General features: G+C 59.7%; 16 protein-coding genes. 7 read left to right on the top strand and 9 right to left on the bottom strand.

Annotated elements, in window-relative coordinates; all coding sequences use genetic code 11:
• Nucleotides 1–109: 109 nt before the first annotated feature.
• Nucleotides 110–1,306, bottom strand: a complete 1,197-nt coding sequence (locus CIK74_RS12590) for an amidohydrolase (protein ID WP_096256555.1) — start codon at nucleotides 1,304–1,306, stop codon at nucleotides 110–112.
• 98 nt (nucleotides 1,307–1,404) lie between these two features.
• Nucleotides 1,405–2,517 (bottom strand): mannose-1-phosphate guanylyltransferase, encoded by a 1,113-nt coding sequence (locus CIK74_RS12585; protein WP_096256554.1) that lies wholly within the window; start codon nucleotides 2,515–2,517, stop codon nucleotides 1,405–1,407.
• 279 nt (nucleotides 2,518–2,796) lie between these two features.
• Between CIK74_RS12585 and sdhC the strand changes: the two genes are divergently transcribed.
• The 5 genes from sdhC (at nucleotide 2,797) to CIK74_RS12560 (ending at nucleotide 8,066) form a co-directional block, all read left to right on the top strand.
• Nucleotides 2,797–3,177, top strand: coding sequence for a succinate dehydrogenase, cytochrome b556 subunit (gene sdhC / locus CIK74_RS12580; protein ID WP_096256553.1), 381 nt, complete (start codon nucleotides 2,797–2,799; stop codon nucleotides 3,175–3,177).
• 3 nt (nucleotides 3,178–3,180) lie between these two features.
• Nucleotides 3,181–3,624, top strand: a complete 444-nt coding sequence (locus CIK74_RS12575) for a succinate dehydrogenase hydrophobic membrane anchor subunit (protein ID WP_096256552.1) — start codon at nucleotides 3,181–3,183, stop codon at nucleotides 3,622–3,624.
• A gap of 48 nt (nucleotides 3,625–3,672) precedes the next feature.
• Nucleotides 3,673–5,460, top strand: a complete 1,788-nt coding sequence (sdhA, locus tag CIK74_RS12570) for a succinate dehydrogenase flavoprotein subunit (RefSeq protein ID WP_096256551.1) — start codon at nucleotides 3,673–3,675, stop codon at nucleotides 5,458–5,460.
• On the top strand, nucleotides 5,460–6,242 hold the full coding sequence (locus tag CIK74_RS12565) for a succinate dehydrogenase iron-sulfur subunit (protein WP_096256550.1): 783 nt from the start codon (nucleotides 5,460–5,462) through the stop codon (nucleotides 6,240–6,242). The genes sdhA and CIK74_RS12565 overlap by 1 nt, the downstream gene beginning before the upstream one ends.
• Nucleotides 6,243–6,599: 357 nt before the next feature.
• Nucleotides 6,600–8,066 (top strand): catalase, encoded by a 1,467-nt coding sequence (locus tag CIK74_RS12560; protein ID WP_096256549.1) that lies wholly within the window; start codon nucleotides 6,600–6,602, stop codon nucleotides 8,064–8,066.
• A gap of 90 nt (nucleotides 8,067–8,156) precedes the next feature.
• Here the strand turns inward: CIK74_RS12560 and CIK74_RS12555 are convergent, their stop codons facing one another.
• The 5 genes from CIK74_RS12555 to CIK74_RS12535 form a co-directional block, all read right to left on the bottom strand.
• Nucleotides 8,157–8,693 (bottom strand): 2'-5' RNA ligase family protein, encoded by a 537-nt coding sequence (locus CIK74_RS12555; RefSeq protein WP_170947870.1) that lies wholly within the window; start codon nucleotides 8,691–8,693, stop codon nucleotides 8,157–8,159.
• Between the two features lie 2 nt (nucleotides 8,694–8,695).
• Nucleotides 8,696–9,718: a tryptophan--tRNA ligase gene (gene trpS / locus CIK74_RS12550; RefSeq protein WP_096256547.1), complete on the bottom strand. Its 1,023-nt coding sequence runs from the start codon at nucleotides 9,716–9,718 to the stop codon at nucleotides 8,696–8,698.
• A gap of 15 nt (nucleotides 9,719–9,733) precedes the next feature.
• Nucleotides 9,734–10,579, bottom strand: a complete 846-nt coding sequence (locus CIK74_RS12545) for an exodeoxyribonuclease III (protein WP_170947869.1) — start codon at nucleotides 10,577–10,579, stop codon at nucleotides 9,734–9,736.
• 68 nt (nucleotides 10,580–10,647) lie between these two features.
• Entirely contained in the window at nucleotides 10,648–11,151 is a 504-nt protein-coding gene (locus CIK74_RS12540) for a hypothetical protein (protein ID WP_096256546.1), read from the bottom strand.
• Between the two features lie 76 nt (nucleotides 11,152–11,227).
• Nucleotides 11,228–12,052: a GAP family protein gene (locus CIK74_RS12535; protein ID WP_170947868.1), complete on the bottom strand. Its 825-nt coding sequence runs from the start codon at nucleotides 12,050–12,052 to the stop codon at nucleotides 11,228–11,230.
• A 108-nt stretch (nucleotides 12,053–12,160) separates the two neighbouring features.
• On the opposite strand from CIK74_RS12535, the gene CIK74_RS12530 reads away from it, so the two are divergent.
• Together CIK74_RS12530 and CIK74_RS12525 are read left to right on the top strand one after the other, a co-directional pair.
• A complete protein-coding gene (locus tag CIK74_RS12530; RefSeq protein WP_141392949.1) occupies nucleotides 12,161–13,414 on the top strand; it encodes a histidine kinase in 1,254 nt (417 codons plus the stop codon).
• Nucleotides 13,411–14,055 carry a response regulator transcription factor gene (locus CIK74_RS12525; protein WP_096256543.1) on the top strand — a complete coding sequence of 215 codons (645 nt, stop codon included), beginning with the start codon at nucleotides 13,411–13,413 and terminating at the stop codon, nucleotides 14,053–14,055. Before CIK74_RS12530 ends, CIK74_RS12525 begins: the two co-directional genes overlap by 4 nt.
• Nucleotides 14,056–14,076: 21 nt before the next feature.
• On the opposite strand, the gene CIK74_RS12520 is transcribed toward CIK74_RS12525, so the two are convergent.
• Together CIK74_RS12520 and CIK74_RS12515 are read right to left on the bottom strand one after the other, a co-directional pair.
• Complete coding sequence (locus CIK74_RS12520; protein WP_096256542.1) at nucleotides 14,077–14,433, bottom strand: VOC family protein; 357 nt, start codon at nucleotides 14,431–14,433, stop codon at nucleotides 14,077–14,079.
• Nucleotides 14,434–14,579: 146 nt separating this feature from the next.
• Nucleotides 14,580–15,512, bottom strand: coding sequence for a LysR family transcriptional regulator (locus CIK74_RS12515; protein ID WP_096256541.1), 933 nt, complete (start codon nucleotides 15,510–15,512; stop codon nucleotides 14,580–14,582).
• Nucleotides 15,513–15,531: the final 19 nt, after the last annotated feature.

The raw sequence follows: 15,531 nt of genomic DNA, 5'->3' as shown, positions 1-15,531 counted from the left end.
AAACCGGTAACTTCCAGACCACAAGACGGCAAGCGCTTAACGCCAACACCCAAGTCAGATGACAGTTTGTTAAAGCGTCAAACAAGTGTTAAAAATTTTCGGGTTTCCCCTAGTTGGCCAGCGCTTCGTCGATGGCTTGAATGGCCGCCGCTGCCATCAGCCGGACGCCAACAGAAATACTGCGCTCGTCCGGGTTGTAGTCCCCCCGATGCAGGTCAAAGGTTTTGCCACCCGGGGTACGGGTACCCAAGCGCAACATCGCCCCAGAAACCTTCTGCGTCATCCACGCAAAGTCTTCCCCGCCCATGGACTGCGGAGTCAGCTCAATAGCGGCAGCACCGAATTCACGACGCGCCGCGTCTTCGATCAAGGCCGTCTCCGCCGGGGCATTAATTACCGGCGGAACCCCGCGGGTATGCTGCATTTTAATTTCAACGCCATAGGGCGCGGCCACCTGACGAACGGTCGCATCCAGTAGCTCTCCGGCGGCGTACCAAACCTCACCGTCGAGGCAACGCATGGTGCCAGCAAGGTAGCCGGTGGCCGGAATCGCGTTCGGCGCGCTCCCGGCGTGAATTTGCCCCCACACCACCGATACCGCTGAACGTACATCAAGCTTGCGTCCGAGCACCGCCGGGACCTGGGTGGCGATCTGGCTCATCGCAAAGACAATATCTTCGGTCAGATGTGGCCGTGAGGTATGCCCTCCCCGACCATTAACCTCGATGCGGATGGTGTCGCTGGCAGAGGTGATCGCTCCGATACGAGTACCGATCTTTCCCACGTCGATGCGCGGATCACAGTGCAATGCGAGCACGCGGGGAACCTCGTCCAAAATCCCCTGTTCGATCACCGAGAGCGCACCGCCAGGTAGCTTTTCTTCGGCAGGCTGGAAGATCACCCGGATTTTGCCGTGCAGTGCACCGGCATCGTCCATGGATTTGAGCGCCAAGGCCACCCCGAGCATCACCGTCGCGTGAATGTCGTGGCCGCACGCGTGGGCTACCCCGTCGGTCATTGAGGCGAATTCCAACCCGGTTTCTTCGAGCACCGGCAAGGCATCAATGTCGGCGCGCAGCCCCAAACGAATCGGACCCTGCCCCACATCAACAAACGCTCCGGTTTGCTCCATCGGCACCGGGTCCAATCCGGCTTCACGCAACGTGTTAAGGATCCGTGCGGTGCTCTGGAACTCGGCGAAGGAAAGCTCCGGGTTGCGGTGTAGCTCGCGGCGGAACTCCAGCAGCGCAGGCAGTAACGGCTCGGTCCACTGCTGGACGGATGCTAACTTGCCATTTTCATTCATCGAAGACACCTTAACGAAGATACGCCCCGAGCCATGCGCTTCCTAGCCAGCACGTAACTTTTGGACACCCGATGAAATAGTCTTGCGCTCTGCCCGACCTAGAGGACCGAGGTATCCCCGCGCTCCTTGAGCTGTTCCACGGTCGCTTTGACCTTTTGCGCGTGCTCCTTGGTGGTCACCAACAACGCATCGGCGGTATCCACCACGATCACGTCATCGATGCCGATCAGTGCAACCACTCGTGGTCGATCGCTGTAGACCACGCCGGTGGCGTTGTCGGCGTACACCCGCACTGCCTCACCGAGGGTGATGACGCCCTCTTCGGCGTCTTCGCTGTTCAAACGGCCGATGGCGGCGAAGTCTCCGACATCATCCCAGTTGAAAATACCCGGGATCACCGCGACGTCACCGGCGGCCGCGGCCGGCTCGGCCACCGCGTAGTCAATCGCGGTCTTTGGCAGGTTTTCCCACACCTCGGTCATGACCTCGTCGCGCTGCTCGGTATCCCACGCGTCGGCGATGCGCATCAGTCCCGTATAGAGGTCCGGTTCATTAGCTTCGAGATGTTTGAGCATCAATCCCACCGGTGCGACAAACATTCCGGCGTTCCAGAGGAATCCGCCCCCGGCTAGATAACGCCGGGCGGTATCTTCGTCCGGCTTCTCCACGAACTCCACCACACCACGCGCACTGGGCGCGTTAACTACGTCCAGAGATTCACCGGCCTTGATGTAGCCAAAGGCGGTGGAGGCGTGGGTGGGGTGAATACCGATGGTGACGATCTTGCCGGTGGCCGCGGTATGGATCGCTTCGACCAGCGCCTGCTGGAAGATTTCTACCGGACCGATAACCTGGTCCGCCGCGAAAGAACCCATGATGATGTTGGGGTCGCGGCGGTAAAGAATTGCGGCAGCCAAACCGATAGCTGCGGCCGAATCGCGTGGTGCCGGTTCGAGCACCAGGTTTTCATCGGAGATTTCGGGCAGTTGGGCTACGACCGCTCCACGGTGCGCCTTGCCGGTGACGACCATAATCCGTTCGCCGGCCAGCGGGACCAGACGATCAAAGGTCGCACGAATCAGCGTCGAGCCCGATCCGGTGAGATCGTGCAGGAATTTGGGAGCCGAGGCTCGGGAGAGGGGCCACAATCGGGTTCCGACGCCACCGGCCGGGATGACGCCATGGAAGCGCGCTAAAAGGTCTGCATTCACACGGTCTACACTAATTCATTCGGTGGGCAAACCCCGTCATTGAGACACTTCGCCACCAATAAATACGCCATGCAACTATGCGTTATTACGCGCGTATTCCCGGCCGTTAAGCGCAAAAATGCCACTATTCGGTGAACATACTCACAAGCACAAGACTCAAGATAGAACCAAGGCTCATTTGTGGTTTAGACTCGCACAAGGAACGCTCGCACAAGTGCGTCAAATCTCATTGTGTGCAATATACACATGCGCCGTTGCGAGCCTTGGAGGTTTAGTTCAGTGTCGAAGACTTCGTCAGGCACCCTATACCGCGGCCGTGAAGGCATGTGGTCCTGGGTGGGACACCGGGTCACCGGTGTCGTTATTTTCCTTTTTCTTTTAGTGCACGTGCTTGATACAGCACTTGTACGCGTCGATGCCAGTGCATACGACGCAGTGATTGCCACGTACAAAAACCCCTTGATGGCATTGGGCGAAACCGCTTTGGTCGCTGCCATCCTTTTCCACGCGTTTAATGGTCTGCGTTTGATCTTGGTTGACTTCTGGAAACAGGGCACCAAGTACCAGCGTCAGCTGTTGTGGGGTGTCATCGGCGTTTGGGTAGTTGTATTCGCCGGCTTCGCAATCCGTCACCTCTCGCTTGCATTCGGAGGACACTAAACCATGAGCGCAGAAATTGCTGAACCACGTAGCCAGCGTCTAGATCCGAAGTATGTTCGCGGACCAAAGTCGCGCGGCAACTTCGAGATGCTTGCATGGCTGTTTATGCGCCTCTCGGGCGTAGTGCTGGTCATCCTGATTTTCGGGCACCTCATCGCTAACCTGCTCACCGGCGAGGGCGTAAACGGCCTCTCCTTCGGCTTTGTTGCCGGCAAGTGGGCAGATCCAGTATGGCAGTTCTGGGATTTGGCACTGCTGTGGTTGTCGATGCTGCACGGCACTAACGGTGTGCGTACCATCATCAACGATTACGCCGAGAAGCACGCAACCCGTGCGTGGCTAAAGGGTCTGCTCTACGTAGCAACGATCTTCATCATCGTGCTTGGCTCCCTGGTGATCTTCACCTTCGATCCATGCATCGTGAACAGCCCGTTGCTACAGTGCTAGAACCCGTTTTTTAGTCACAAAGATTTTTTAGAAAAGAGAGCATCAAGAATGCAGGTACACAAGTACGACGTAGTCATCGTCGGTGCCGGTGGTGCAGGTATGCGTGCGGCGATCGAATCCGGTCAGCGCGCACACACCGCAGTGCTAACCAAGCTTTACCCAACCCGTTCGCACACCGGTGCGGCCCAGGGCGGCATGTGTGCAGCACTTGCCAACGTCGAGGAAGACAACTGGGAGTGGCACACCTTCGACACCGTTAAGGGTGGCGACTACCTGGTTGACCAGGACGCAGCGGAGGTCATGGCAAAGGAAGCCATCGACGCCGTGCTCGACCTGGAAAAAATGGGTCTGCCATTCAACCGCACCCCAGAGGGCAAGATTGACCAGCGTCGCTTCGGCGGTCACACCCGTGACCACGGCAAGGCAGCGGTTCGCCGTGCTTGCTACGCAGCAGACCGCACCGGTCACATGATCTTGCAGACCCTCTACCAAAACTGCGTCAAGCACAACGTTGAGTTCTACAACGAGTACTACGTGCTGGACATGCTGATGGTTGAAGAAGATGCCTACCGCGAGGATGGCACCGCCTACAAGCAGAAGCGCGTTGCTGGCGTCGTATCTTACGATCTGGCTACCGGCGAGCTACACATCTTCCAGGCCAAGTCGGTTGTCTTCGCAACCGGTGGCGCCGGCAAGGTCTTCAAGACCACCTCCAACGCCCACACCCTCACCGGTGACGGCATGGGCATCGCCTTCCGCAAGGGCATCCCGCTGGAAGATATGGAATTTGTGCAGTTCCACCCGACCGGCTTGGCCGGCCTGGGCATCCTGCTTTCCGAGGCGGCTCGTGGCGAAGGCGCAATCCTGCGTAACTCCGAAGGTGAGCGCTTCATGGAGCGCTACGCACCAACCATTAAGGACCTCGCACCGCGTGACATTGTCGCGCGTTCGATGGCCAACGAGGTGCGCGAAGGCCGCGGCTGTGGTCCTAACAAGGATTACGTACTGCTTGACCTCACCCACCTGGAACCAGCGCACATCGATGCGAAGCTTCCGGACATCACCGAGTTCGCCCGTACCTACCTGGGTGTAGAGCCATACACCGAGCCGGTACCGGTCTTCCCGACCGCGCACTACGTGATGGGTGGCATCCCTACCAACATCGATGCCGAGGTCTTGCAGGACAACGAAACCGTGATCCCAGGGCTTTACGCGGCCGGCGAAGTCGCCTGCGTCTCGGTCCACGGATCAAACCGTCTGGGCACCAACTCGCTGTTGGACATCAATGTCTTCGGTAAGCGCGCCGGCCTCTCGGCAGCGAAGTACGCGGCTACCGCTGACTTCGTCGCACTTCCAGAAGATCCAGAGAAGTTCACCAGCACCCAGATCGATGCGATGCTGAACTCCACCGGTACCGAGCGTGTTGCGGTACTGCGTAAGGAACTTCAGGACATCATGGACGCTAACGTTCAGGTATTCCGCGATAAGGATTCGCTGGATCGCGCACTGGTTGTCATCGAAGAACTACGCGAGCGTTATAAGAACGTTTCGGTCCAGGATAAGGGCAAGCGCTTCAACCTTGACCTTCTGGAAGCCATCGAGCTTGGCTTCTTGCTGGACATGGCAGAGGTTATGACCGCTGCCGCCATGCACCGCAAGGAATCACGCGGTGGTCACTACCGCGAGGACTTCCCGAACCGCGACGACGAGAACTTCATGAAGCACTCGATGTCCTACCGCGACGCAACGGCTACCACCGAGGGCATTTCAGGCATTCGCATGGAAACCAAGCCCGTCATCTTTACCCGTTACCAGCCGATGGAGCGTAAGTACTAATGAGCACGGAACTTCCGGAACCAGCATCAAAGATCGAGCTGAAGCCAGGTGTCGGCGGTGGCGGAGAAATCCCTACCTTCAACATCACCCTGCGCGTTCGCCGTTACACCCCGGAGAGCACCGCTGACGCGTACTGGGAAGACTTCAAGCTGACCATGTACGGCACCGACCGCGTGCTGGACGCCCTGCACAAGGTCAAGTGGGAGCACGACGGTTCATTGTCCTTCCGCCGCTCTTGCGCACACGGCGTCTGCGGTTCGGATGCCATGCGCATCAACGGCCGCAACCGTCTTGCTTGCAAGACCCTACTCAAGGATCTAGACACTTCCAAGCCGATCACCGTTGAAGCCATCAAGGGCCTGCCCCTTGAAAAGGACCTCATCGTCGACATGGAACCGTTCTTCCAGTCCTACCGCGAGATCATGCCGTTCTTGATCAACGATGGCCACGAGCCATCGGGCGAGCGTTACCAGTCGGCAGCGGACCACGCTAAGTTCGAGGACACCACCAAGTGCATTCTTTGCGCTGCGTGCACCTCGTCTTGCCCGGTCTTCTGGACCGATGGCCAGTACTTCGGCCCGGCAGCAATCGTCAACGCTCACCGCTTCATCTTCGACTCGCGCGATGATGCAGGCGATATGCGTTTGGAGATCCTGAACGACAAGGAAGGTGTGTGGCGTTGCCGCACCACCTTCAACTGCACCGAAGCATGCCCACGTGGCATCCAGGTGACCCAGGCTATCGCCGAGGTCAAGCAGGCAATCTTGTCGCGCACCGTCTAAGGATTAGTCCTTAGTCCTCCCAAAGAGGCTCGAACCACTTGGTTCGAGCCTCTTTGTGCGTTAACCAGGCAATTAACGCCTAGCAACAATGCGGTAAATTCCACATTCCCTATTTGGATCCATTCAAATTTATGGCATGATAGGAGCTATGGGCTTCATCGGTTATTTGTACCAGTTTGCACACCGCGCCTCTGGGCGTAGGCAAACTCTGAGCCGTCCGGAACCCAAAAATTTCACAGACCTCTACGGTGCGTTCCGCGCCCGTGGATGAGGCCCTTGCCAGGGCGAAGCACAGCGGAGTCAATCCCCGCCACACTCTTCCTGACAAAAATGTAGGATCCATGCAAAGGAGAAACAATGGCTGAGAATAAGAACGTGAACCCTGGCGGTTCGACCACCCAGGCAGGTATCCCAGCGGTCAGTGACCGCAACTCCCTGACCGTAGGCGCAGATGGCCCGATCGTCCTGCACGACCACCACCTGGTCGAAACCCTGCAGCACTTCAACCGCATGAACGTGCCCGAACGCCGCCCGCACGCTAAGGGCGCCGGCGCATTCGGCGAATTCGAAACCACCGAAGACATTTCGCGGTACACCAAGGCTGCACTGTTCCAGCCAGGCGTGAAAACCGAAACCCTGATGCGCTTCTCCACCGTCGCCGGTGAGCTTGGCTCCCCCGACACCTGGCGCGACGTGCGTGGCTTCTCAATGAAGTTCTACACCACCGAAGGCAACTTTGACCTGGTCGGCAACAACACCCCGGTCTTCTTCCTGCGCGACCCAATGAAGTTCCCACACTTCATCCGCTCGCAGAAGCGCCTGCCAGATTCTGGCCTTCGCGACGGCACCATGCAGTGGGACTTCTGGACGCAGAACCCCGAATCAGCTCACCAGGTCACCTACATCATGGGCCAGCGCGGCCTACCTAAGACCTGGCGCGAAATGAACGGCTACGGCTCGCACACCTATATGTGGGTCAACGCTGCCGGTGAGAAGTTCTGGGTTAAGTACCACTTCCTGAACAAGCAGTCCGACAAGTTCGAGACCATGCCTGGCGCCGAGGCCGAGGCACTGGCTGGATCGGACGCCGAATTCCACCGCCGCGACTTGTTCGACAACATTAAGGCCGGCAATTTCCCCAAGTGGGACCTCTACGTACAGATCATGCCGTACGACGAGGCAAAGACCTACCGCTATAACCCGTTTGACCTGACCAAGGTCTGGTCCAAGAAGGATTACCCGCGTATCAAGGTCGGCACCCTGACCCTGAACCGTAACCCGGAGAACTTCTTCGCGCAGATCGAGCAGGCAGCCTTCTCGCCGGGCAACATGGTCCCAGGTATGGGCATGAGCCCGGACAAGATGTTGCTGGGCCGTAACTTCGCCTACGCCGACGCACAGCGCTACCGCATCGGCACCAACTTCCAGCAGCTGCCGGTCAACAAGCCAAAGTGCCCGGTCAACTCGTACAACTTCGAGGGCAATATGACCTTCGAGCACACCGGGGACCGCAGCGTCTACGCGCCAAACTCCTTCGGCGATTCCTACAGCGACCAGACCGGACCGGTGGATAACTCCTTCGAGTCCGATGGTGAGCTGGTCCGTGCGGCCTACACGCTGCGCGAGGATGACGGCGACTTCGTCCAGCCAGGCATCCTGGTCCGCGAGGTCATGGACGACGCCCAGCGCGCCGAACTGGTCAACACCGTCACCGGTGCCCTCGACGGGGTTGCCGAGCCGGTGCTGAGCAATGCGTTGGAGTACTGGAAGAACATCGACGCGGACACCGGCGCGAAGATCGAAGCCAACGTACGCGCCAAGTAGTTCAGATGCCGCTACGTTAGGGCAATAAAAATCCCGTGGAACATTTTTGTTCCACGGGATTTTTTGGCTTCTGCACTGAGGGATGCAGGTTCAGCGGCCCAACGCGATTTGTTCGCAGAAGTTCCACGCCCCATTCCGAGTATCGAACAGCTGCACGCTGTGCACCTCGAAGCGCAGATCCACCTCCTGCAACGCGGTGTACGCGGCAGCCAAATCGGCCTCCGCCACATTCTGTGCGATCGTCAGGTGCGGATGATAGTCGAACTTCGACTCGTGACGCAGCGGCCCGGCAAGTAGTGCCTCATGCAACGCCCAACAACGCTCTGCACCCGCAGCCAACGGCAGATACACTACGTCACTGGCGGGCTGGAAAGAACGCGCCGCGGCAAGCCGAACGGTAAAGCGCGAACTTTCCTGCGCCACTTCACGCACCCGTGCCGCGGCTTGCGCCCACGATTTAAGGTAGCCCCCGGAGATCAGCGTGATATGAGGGTCGATCGACTCGGTGTCCGCTCCCCCAAATTTCCTGCGCCATTCACGCAAGACGCTGCGCTGCGGTTCGGGCACGGGAATGACGACCCCCAAGGTGAACTGGGGGTCGCTAATTTCCGTGGCCTGGTCGCTCACGATTAGCTGTGGCTTCCCAATGGCGGCAGGAAGCCGACCTTCTGGTAGACATCGGCCACGGTGGCCGAGGCGACTTCGCGGGCCTTCGTCGCGCCGGCCAGCAGCAACCGGTCAAGCTCCGCCGGATCATCGAGCAGTTCCAGAGTGCGCGTGCGGATCGGGGTCAGGCGTTCGACCACCGCTTCGGCCACCGCAACCTTCAGGTGTCCGTACATCTTGCCTTCAAATTCGGTGACCAGTTCCGGGACGTGCCTGCCGGTCATCGCCGCGAGGATGTTCAGCAAGTTGGACACCCCAGGCTTTTCTTCCTTGTCGTAGGCCACGACGCTGCCCGCATCGGTGACCGCGGACTTGATGCGCTTGGCGATCAGCTTCGGCTCGTCGAGCACATTAATCAGGCCAGCAGGCGACTCGGAGGACTTGGACATCTTCGAGGTCGGGCTCTGCAGGTCGTAAATGCGTGCGCCCTCCTTGGGAATGAACGCCTCGGGCACCACAAAGGTCTCACCAAAGCGGTGGTTAAAACGCTTCGCCAGATCGCGGGCCAACTCCACATGCTGACGCTGGTCATCACCGACCGGCACACCCTGCGGCTGGTAGAGCAAGATGTCCGCTGCCATCAGCACCGGGTAGGTGAACAAGCCAACGCTGGCAGCATCGGCGCCACCCTTGGAGGACTTGTCCTTAAACTGGGTCATTCGGCTGGCTTCACCAAAACCGGTGATGCAGTTGAGCACCCAGGCCAGCTGCGCATGTTCGGGTACCTGGGACTGGACGAAGAGCGTGGACTTGTCCAGATCGATGCCCCCGGCGATAAACTGCGCCGCGGTTTTACGAGTACGTGCACGCAACTCGGCGGGGTCCTGCGAGACGGTGATCGCGTGCATATCTGGAATGAAGAAGAACGCGTCGTGGTCATCCTGAGTTTTGACCCAGTTGACCAAGGCGCCCAGATAGTTACCTAGGTGTAGCGAGTCACCAGAAGGCTGCATGCCGGACAGGACGCGGGGACGAAGTGTTTCCATGAATTGTGGTTCCTTCTAGAACTGGTAGTCGACAACCAACGGTGCGTGGTCGGAGAAGCGCAGATCGTAGGCCGAGGCGCGGTCTACGTGAGACTTGATCGCCTTCGCGGCAAGATCCGCGGTGGCCATCTGGTAGTCGATACGCCAACCGGCATCGTTATCGAAGGCCTGCCCGCGGAAGGACCACCAGGTGTATGGGCCCTGAGCTTCGGGACCGGCAAGCTGCCGGGCCACATCCGTGTAGCCGATCTGCGGACCGAAGAACCCGTCGAAGTAGGCGATCTCCTCATCCATCACACCGGCGCGCTTATTGTGGTTCGGCTTCCAGTTCTTAATGTCCTTATGTGTGTGCACGACGTTCAAATCGCCCACCACCAGCACATGGTCCTTCTCGTTTTTCAGCTCCACCAGGCGCACGTTCATGCGCTCTAGGAAACGGTACTTATCTTCTTGCTTTTGCGTGTTCAGCTCACCGGAGTGTACGTAGGCGGAGACCACGCACAGGGTGGATCCGTCGGACATGGTGAAATCGGCTTCCACCCAGCGACCTGATTGCGCGAAGTACTCCTCGCCAATATGTTCACGCACGGCGGTTGGTTCGGCACGCGAGAGCACGGCCACCCCGGCACGGCCCTTGTCCTTGGCTTCGGCGTGCAAAATGAACCAACCCTCACCGATCAGCTCGCGCAGGATCGCATCCGGTGCGCGCACCTCCTGCAGGCAGAGGATGTCCGCGTCACGCGCGTCGATCCAGTCGGGCATATTACGCTTGTAGGCCGCACGTATGCCGTTGACGTTGACCGAAGCCACACGCACGGCGCCGGCATTCTTGCTCAAAATTTCCACGCTGGTAGGTATCACAATTCCACCTTACAAAAAGACAGCGCAACGTTCTGCCTGAACGTTGCGCTGCGCGGTAACAAATTTATTTAGTTCACGATTTCGCCGTCGATAGCGTCCCCGGAAGGCTTCATCATGTCGCGGGCGTTTGTCGCGGTCATCTGAATAGTTTCCAAGGCGCGGTCGATCATCTCGGCGGAGCCGGCATCGTTCTTTGCGCGCTGCTCGTCGATCACCCGGGTCTGCACCTGAATGATCTTGAAGGAGTGGTCCAGCTTCATATCGCGCTGGCTGGTGCCCTCGTCGACGACGACGGTGGAGGCGCCCTGTGCGCGGCCAGTGGCCGCCGCGGTCGCTTCACGCAACGAATTGTTGATCTTATCCGCGCCGCGCTTGAGGCCGAACATCATAAATGCTGCCAGCAGCAGCCAACCGGCAGAGATCGCGACGATGAACCAGCCGACGACCTGATTGGAGTTAGCGGCGAAGACTACCGCCACCAAAAGGACGACAACCATCACGGCCATGGCCAAAGTTGATGCGTTCAGGGTAACTTTTTTGCCCTGCTTCGCGGTGCTGCCTAGAGGTTCCATACTGACAATTATCTCACCTTGTCTCACCGGTGACCAATTAGATGAGCCCGGTTCGCCCACAGCGTGCCCCCGCTCGCTAAGAGTTAAACGCCCGTTCAAACAAGGACTGCAGATCCGTCCCGCTCAGCGCGCTGCGGATCAGCAGATAACCGGCGATCCCCACCACCCAACCCAGCGTTTCCTGCGCATAACGACCAAGCTTGACCCCGACCCGTTGCAGCCAGCCATCAAGCCGTTCCCCGGCCAGCGCACGAACCCCCACCAACAGCAGCGCCGGCAGGATCATCACCAGGCAGTACAGTCCCAGCGCGATGAGCTGCGTCGGCTCCGCCCAGCCGGAGTTTTTCAGCACCGTCATTGCCCCAAGGTAGGGAAGCATCGTGGGAAGTTCAAGCAACCCCGCCACCAACGCCAACACCAGCACCCCGAATTTAGTGTCCAACGCACCGGCCAACAGCCCGCGAAGGTTCTTCGGCACATCGGGTTGAACCGTTGTTGTGGGGTCGGCCTGGGTTCGCGGCACCCCGGTATCTGCGGCGGCACCAGTTTTTGCACCGGTTTTTGCTCGGGCCGCTTCCTTCTGCGCATCGGTTTTGTAGGTCAGCGCCCAAATAATCATGCCAGCCCCGAGCACCAAGCCCAGCAGCCTCAGCGCCGGTTGCTGGAAGAACCCTTCGGGAATCAGGGCCGCACCAAGATCCCAGCCGGAGCGAAGCAACAATCCAACGACCGCATAGAAAAACGCCAAAATCGCCAAATAGGCGATCACTCGGGGGATCGCGCGCCGATACTCGCTGCGTAGCAGCAACCAGATCGGGATGATCAGCGTACCGATGGAGGTCGCATCGATCAACGCCAAAATGAAAAGTGTCAGGCCCGGAGCCTGTGTCATGAGGTCCATAGTTCCAGTGTGATGCCCGCTGACGTGAGGGAACATCGGGCAACGGGCCACCGGTTCTCCTACTAAAGGAGGACGCGCCGGGACTAAGTTTCTGCGCATAATTAATTGGTGAGAAAAAATCTAGCCACGTTGCTTCGGCGTTTGAGCCGCGGTGATCAGGAACCCGAAACTGCCGGTATGTACGTGGTGCTCACGCTCGTGCTTCATCTTTCCCAACTGGTCAACCCACCCTGGCCGATGTTCCAGCCGCTGGCCGGCTGGTGGTTCCCGGTGCTGCTGCTTGGTGTCGCGGCGATGTTCACCCGGCGCAAGGCACCGACGCTCAGCGCACTGTGGATGACGGCGTTCGCCCTACTGCTGTTGGGGCAGGGCAGCATCGGCGGCTACTTTTTGCTCTTCGAAGCGGTGTTCACCATCTACCTGCTTGCCGCAGAGCCGGTGCGGCGTTGGACGCTGATCATCCTATGCCTGCTCACCCTGCTTGCCGCCGGATATGTGTGGTCGCGTACCGGTTCGTCCAGCGAGGCGGTACTGGTGGTGTTTGTTGCCGGTTTCATCCTCTTTACCCCGATGCTGTGGGCGCAGAATGTGCGCACCGCCAAGGAGCTGGCCAGTAGCGAATCGGCGCGCGCCACCGCGGTCAGTGCCGCCGCCGCGAACCGCGAAGAGCTGCTGGTCGCCGAACATCGTGCGCAGAGCATCGAGGAACGCACGGCCCTCGCCCGGGAGATGCATGATGTGCTCTCCGCCCGGTTATCCTCGATCGCACTGCTCAGCGGGGCGTTGCTGGAACGTGAACCGGTGATCGCGCAGGGAAGCTTGCGGGCCCCGCTGGAAAGTATTCGCAGCGAATCGGTGGCCGGATTGGAAGAAATGACCGCGATGGTGCGCATGCTGCATGCCGGCCAAAGCTCCATGCTGCGCGCCGATCTGAGTGGACTACCCGAACTGGTCCAATCTTTCCAAGCGGCCGGCCAACATATTAACTTCACCATCACGCCGGGTTTTGGTCTGTCGCAGGTGCCCGAGCAAACCCAGACGGCGATCTACCGTACGGTGCGTGAGCTGCTCGTTAACCACGCAAAACATGCGCCGGGCACGCCGCTGACGCTCGAACTTTTCCGCCAGGCAGAGGTCCTGGTGGTCCGCGCGCACAATCCGCTGCCCACAAGGCCGCAACACACAACGTCGGTGACCGGGGCCGGTAGCGGGCTGAAGAACATTCGGGCGCGCGCCGAGATGCTCGACGGGCACTTCGATTGTGACGGCGACACCGACTTTTGGGTGCGTTGCGAATTCCCGCTCACGGCCACCACGGCACCGACCACAGTCATTTTGCAGGAAGACGACGGACAACCATGAGTTTGAAGGTTTTGATAGTGGATGACCACTCGACGGTGCGCATGGGGATCCGCATGATTCTCGAGGCGGACCCGGAATTAGAGGTGGTCGGCGAGGCCGCCGATGGGCGCCAGGCGGTGAGCATGACCCGCGCGCTGCGACCGGATGTGGTGCTGATGGATCTGCGCATGCCGGTTCTCGACGGGGTGGCTGCCACCGGGCAAATCACCGACGCGCAGCTGTCTCGCGTGCTGGTATTGACCACCTTCGACGATGACGACTACCTCTTCGGTGCGCTGCAGGCCGGGGCGCACGGTTTCCTGCTCAAAAGCTCCACGCCGACGCAGATTCTCGCCGGCGTCAAAACCGCTGCCAGTGGGAATTCGGTACTCGATCCGGCGGTGACGGCCCGGGTTGTCGCGCAGGCGATGAGCGCGCTGAGCGAAGCGACACCGCCGGCCAGCGCACTATCTGAGACGCTCACCGGTCGCGAAATTCAGGTGCTTCAAGGTCTGGGCCAGGGGCTGAGCAATCCGCAGATCGCCCAAGATTTAGGTATTGGGGAGACCACCGTCAAAACGCATGTGTCCCGGGTGATGGCCAAATTAGGTGTCGTCTCACGGTTGCAGGCGGCGAAGATCGCCTTCACGCACTGGGGTTAGGCGCATACCTCTGGCAGTTGGCTACCAACTGACCAGGCAGAAGGGATGCTGCTGCGGGTCATGGTACACACGAAAGGTTTCCGAGCCCTCCCCCGTCACCGTCGCCCCGAGTGCGAGCACCTGCTCCTCGGCCAGATCCAGGTCTTTAACCTTCACGTCCACGTGGGCTTGCGCCGGGGAAATATGCCCCGGCCATGCTGGGGCGACATACGGAGTGACGGCCGCAAACGCGAGCCCCGGACGATCTGGCGCATCGCCAATACTCACCCAGTCGGGCTGATCGTCCAGTCGAATCATGCCGAGCAGTTGCTCGTAAAATGTTGCCAACGCGCTGGGATCTTCACAGTCGATGACCATCGCCTGCCATGTGCCAATCATGTCCTTAGCCCCTTCGGTATGTAGCTCCTACGGCGTGCTTCGGTTCACCTCCCATTATGCCCAGCACGGTGTCTGGGCGATAGCCCCGAAATCTCATCGTGCTGCGCCCGACGAGGTGAGCCGGGGTATCGGCTGGCCAGCTAGGTCTAATTACCCGGTGAGCTCTCACGCCACGAATCGTTCATCGCGATGATGGCGTAGTCGATCAGCGCCAGCACGCGGGCCGGAAGCTGCGCCGTGCCCGGCCAGATGGCCACCACGGCGCTGGGGTAATTGGGCGCACGCAGCGGGCGGAAGGCGAGTTTGCGTCCTTCCAGGGAAAGTTCGGCATTGTTCGGACGCGACATCAGCAGGCCGTAGCCCAGCCCCCGGCCGACCATCGCGTTGACCAGGATCATCTGCGGCACCGAGGCGGTGATCTTCGGAACCAGCCCCTGCGCGGCAAAAAGCTGCATCACATAACCGGTGCTGGGCGTGGAGTCATACATGATCAGCGGTTCGTCCACCAGGTCGCTCAGCTCCAAGGGCCGCTGCAGCTGCGCCAGCCGATGGCCGGGGTGCAGCACTACCTGCATTTCGGTTTCGTAGATCACCTGCTTGCCCAGCTGCGCGGGCAGCAGCAGGTCGTAAACGAAGGCCACGTCCAGCTCCCCGGAGTTCAGCGCCGGAATCAGCTCGTCGTGGGTGCCTACGCGGACGCTGACATCCAGATCCGGGTGCAGCGGCGGGAAGCCCTCAAGCAGTGCGGGAATCACATGCGGGGACAGTGAGGCAAAGCAGCCAAAGCGGACCGGGCCGCGCAGCTGGCCATCCTGGTGCGGGAAGGTGGCCTGCAGTTCGTCGACCTGGGCAATAATTTTGCGTGCCATCAACGCGAAGTACTCCCCCGAGGCGGTCATTGTGATGCCATGGGCCTTGCGGCGCAGGCACAGCGGTTCCCGAGCGATTTTTTCGATTGCGGTAATGGACTGAGACAGGGCCGATTCCGAAATTCTCAGTTCGCTGGCCGCCGAGCCCAGGGTCGTGTGCTCGGGCAGCTCGGCCATGATTTCCAGATGCCGTAGGGAGAACTTCGACATACTCTTAAGCTCACCTTCA

Origin of the sequence: Glutamicibacter sp. BW77 (genome assembly GCF_002332285.1) — a bacterium.
GTDB lineage: Bacteria > Actinomycetota > Actinomycetes > Actinomycetales > Micrococcaceae > Glutamicibacter > Glutamicibacter bergerei.
The sequence above is the reverse complement of the archived record's forward strand: the minus strand, read 5'-3'. Positions and strand labels throughout refer to the sequence as shown.

Bases quoted from the DNA above. Each gene is read 5' to 3' on its own strand.
- CIK74_RS12590 (WP_096256555.1), bottom strand. From the start codon at position 1,306: ATGAATGAAAATGGCAAGTTAGCATCCGTCCAGCAGTGGACCGAGCCG.
- CIK74_RS12575 (WP_096256552.1), top strand. From the start codon at position 3,181: ATGAGCGCAGAAATTGCTGAACCACGTAGCCAGCGTCTAGATCCGAAG.
- sdhA (WP_096256551.1), top strand. From the start codon at position 3,673: ATGCAGGTACACAAGTACGACGTAGTCATCGTCGGTGCCGGTGGTGCA.
- CIK74_RS12565 (WP_096256550.1), top strand. From the start codon at position 5,460: ATGAGCACGGAACTTCCGGAACCAGCATCAAAGATCGAGCTGAAGCCA.
- CIK74_RS12560 (WP_096256549.1), top strand. From the start codon at position 6,600: ATGGCTGAGAATAAGAACGTGAACCCTGGCGGTTCGACCACCCAGGCA.
- trpS (WP_096256547.1), bottom strand. From the start codon at position 9,718: ATGGAAACACTTCGTCCCCGCGTCCTGTCCGGCATGCAGCCTTCTGGT.
- CIK74_RS12540 (WP_096256546.1), bottom strand. From the start codon at position 11,151: ATGGAACCTCTAGGCAGCACCGCGAAGCAGGGCAAAAAAGTTACCCTG.
- CIK74_RS12535 (WP_170947868.1), bottom strand. From the start codon at position 12,052: ATGGACCTCATGACACAGGCTCCGGGCCTGACACTTTTCATTTTGGCG.
- CIK74_RS12525 (WP_096256543.1), top strand. From the start codon at position 13,411: ATGAGTTTGAAGGTTTTGATAGTGGATGACCACTCGACGGTGCGCATG.
- CIK74_RS12520 (WP_096256542.1), bottom strand. From the start codon at position 14,433: ATGATTGGCACATGGCAGGCGATGGTCATCGACTGTGAAGATCCCAGC.
- CIK74_RS12515 (WP_096256541.1), bottom strand. From the start codon at position 15,512: ATGTCGAAGTTCTCCCTACGGCATCTGGAAATCATGGCCGAGCTGCCC.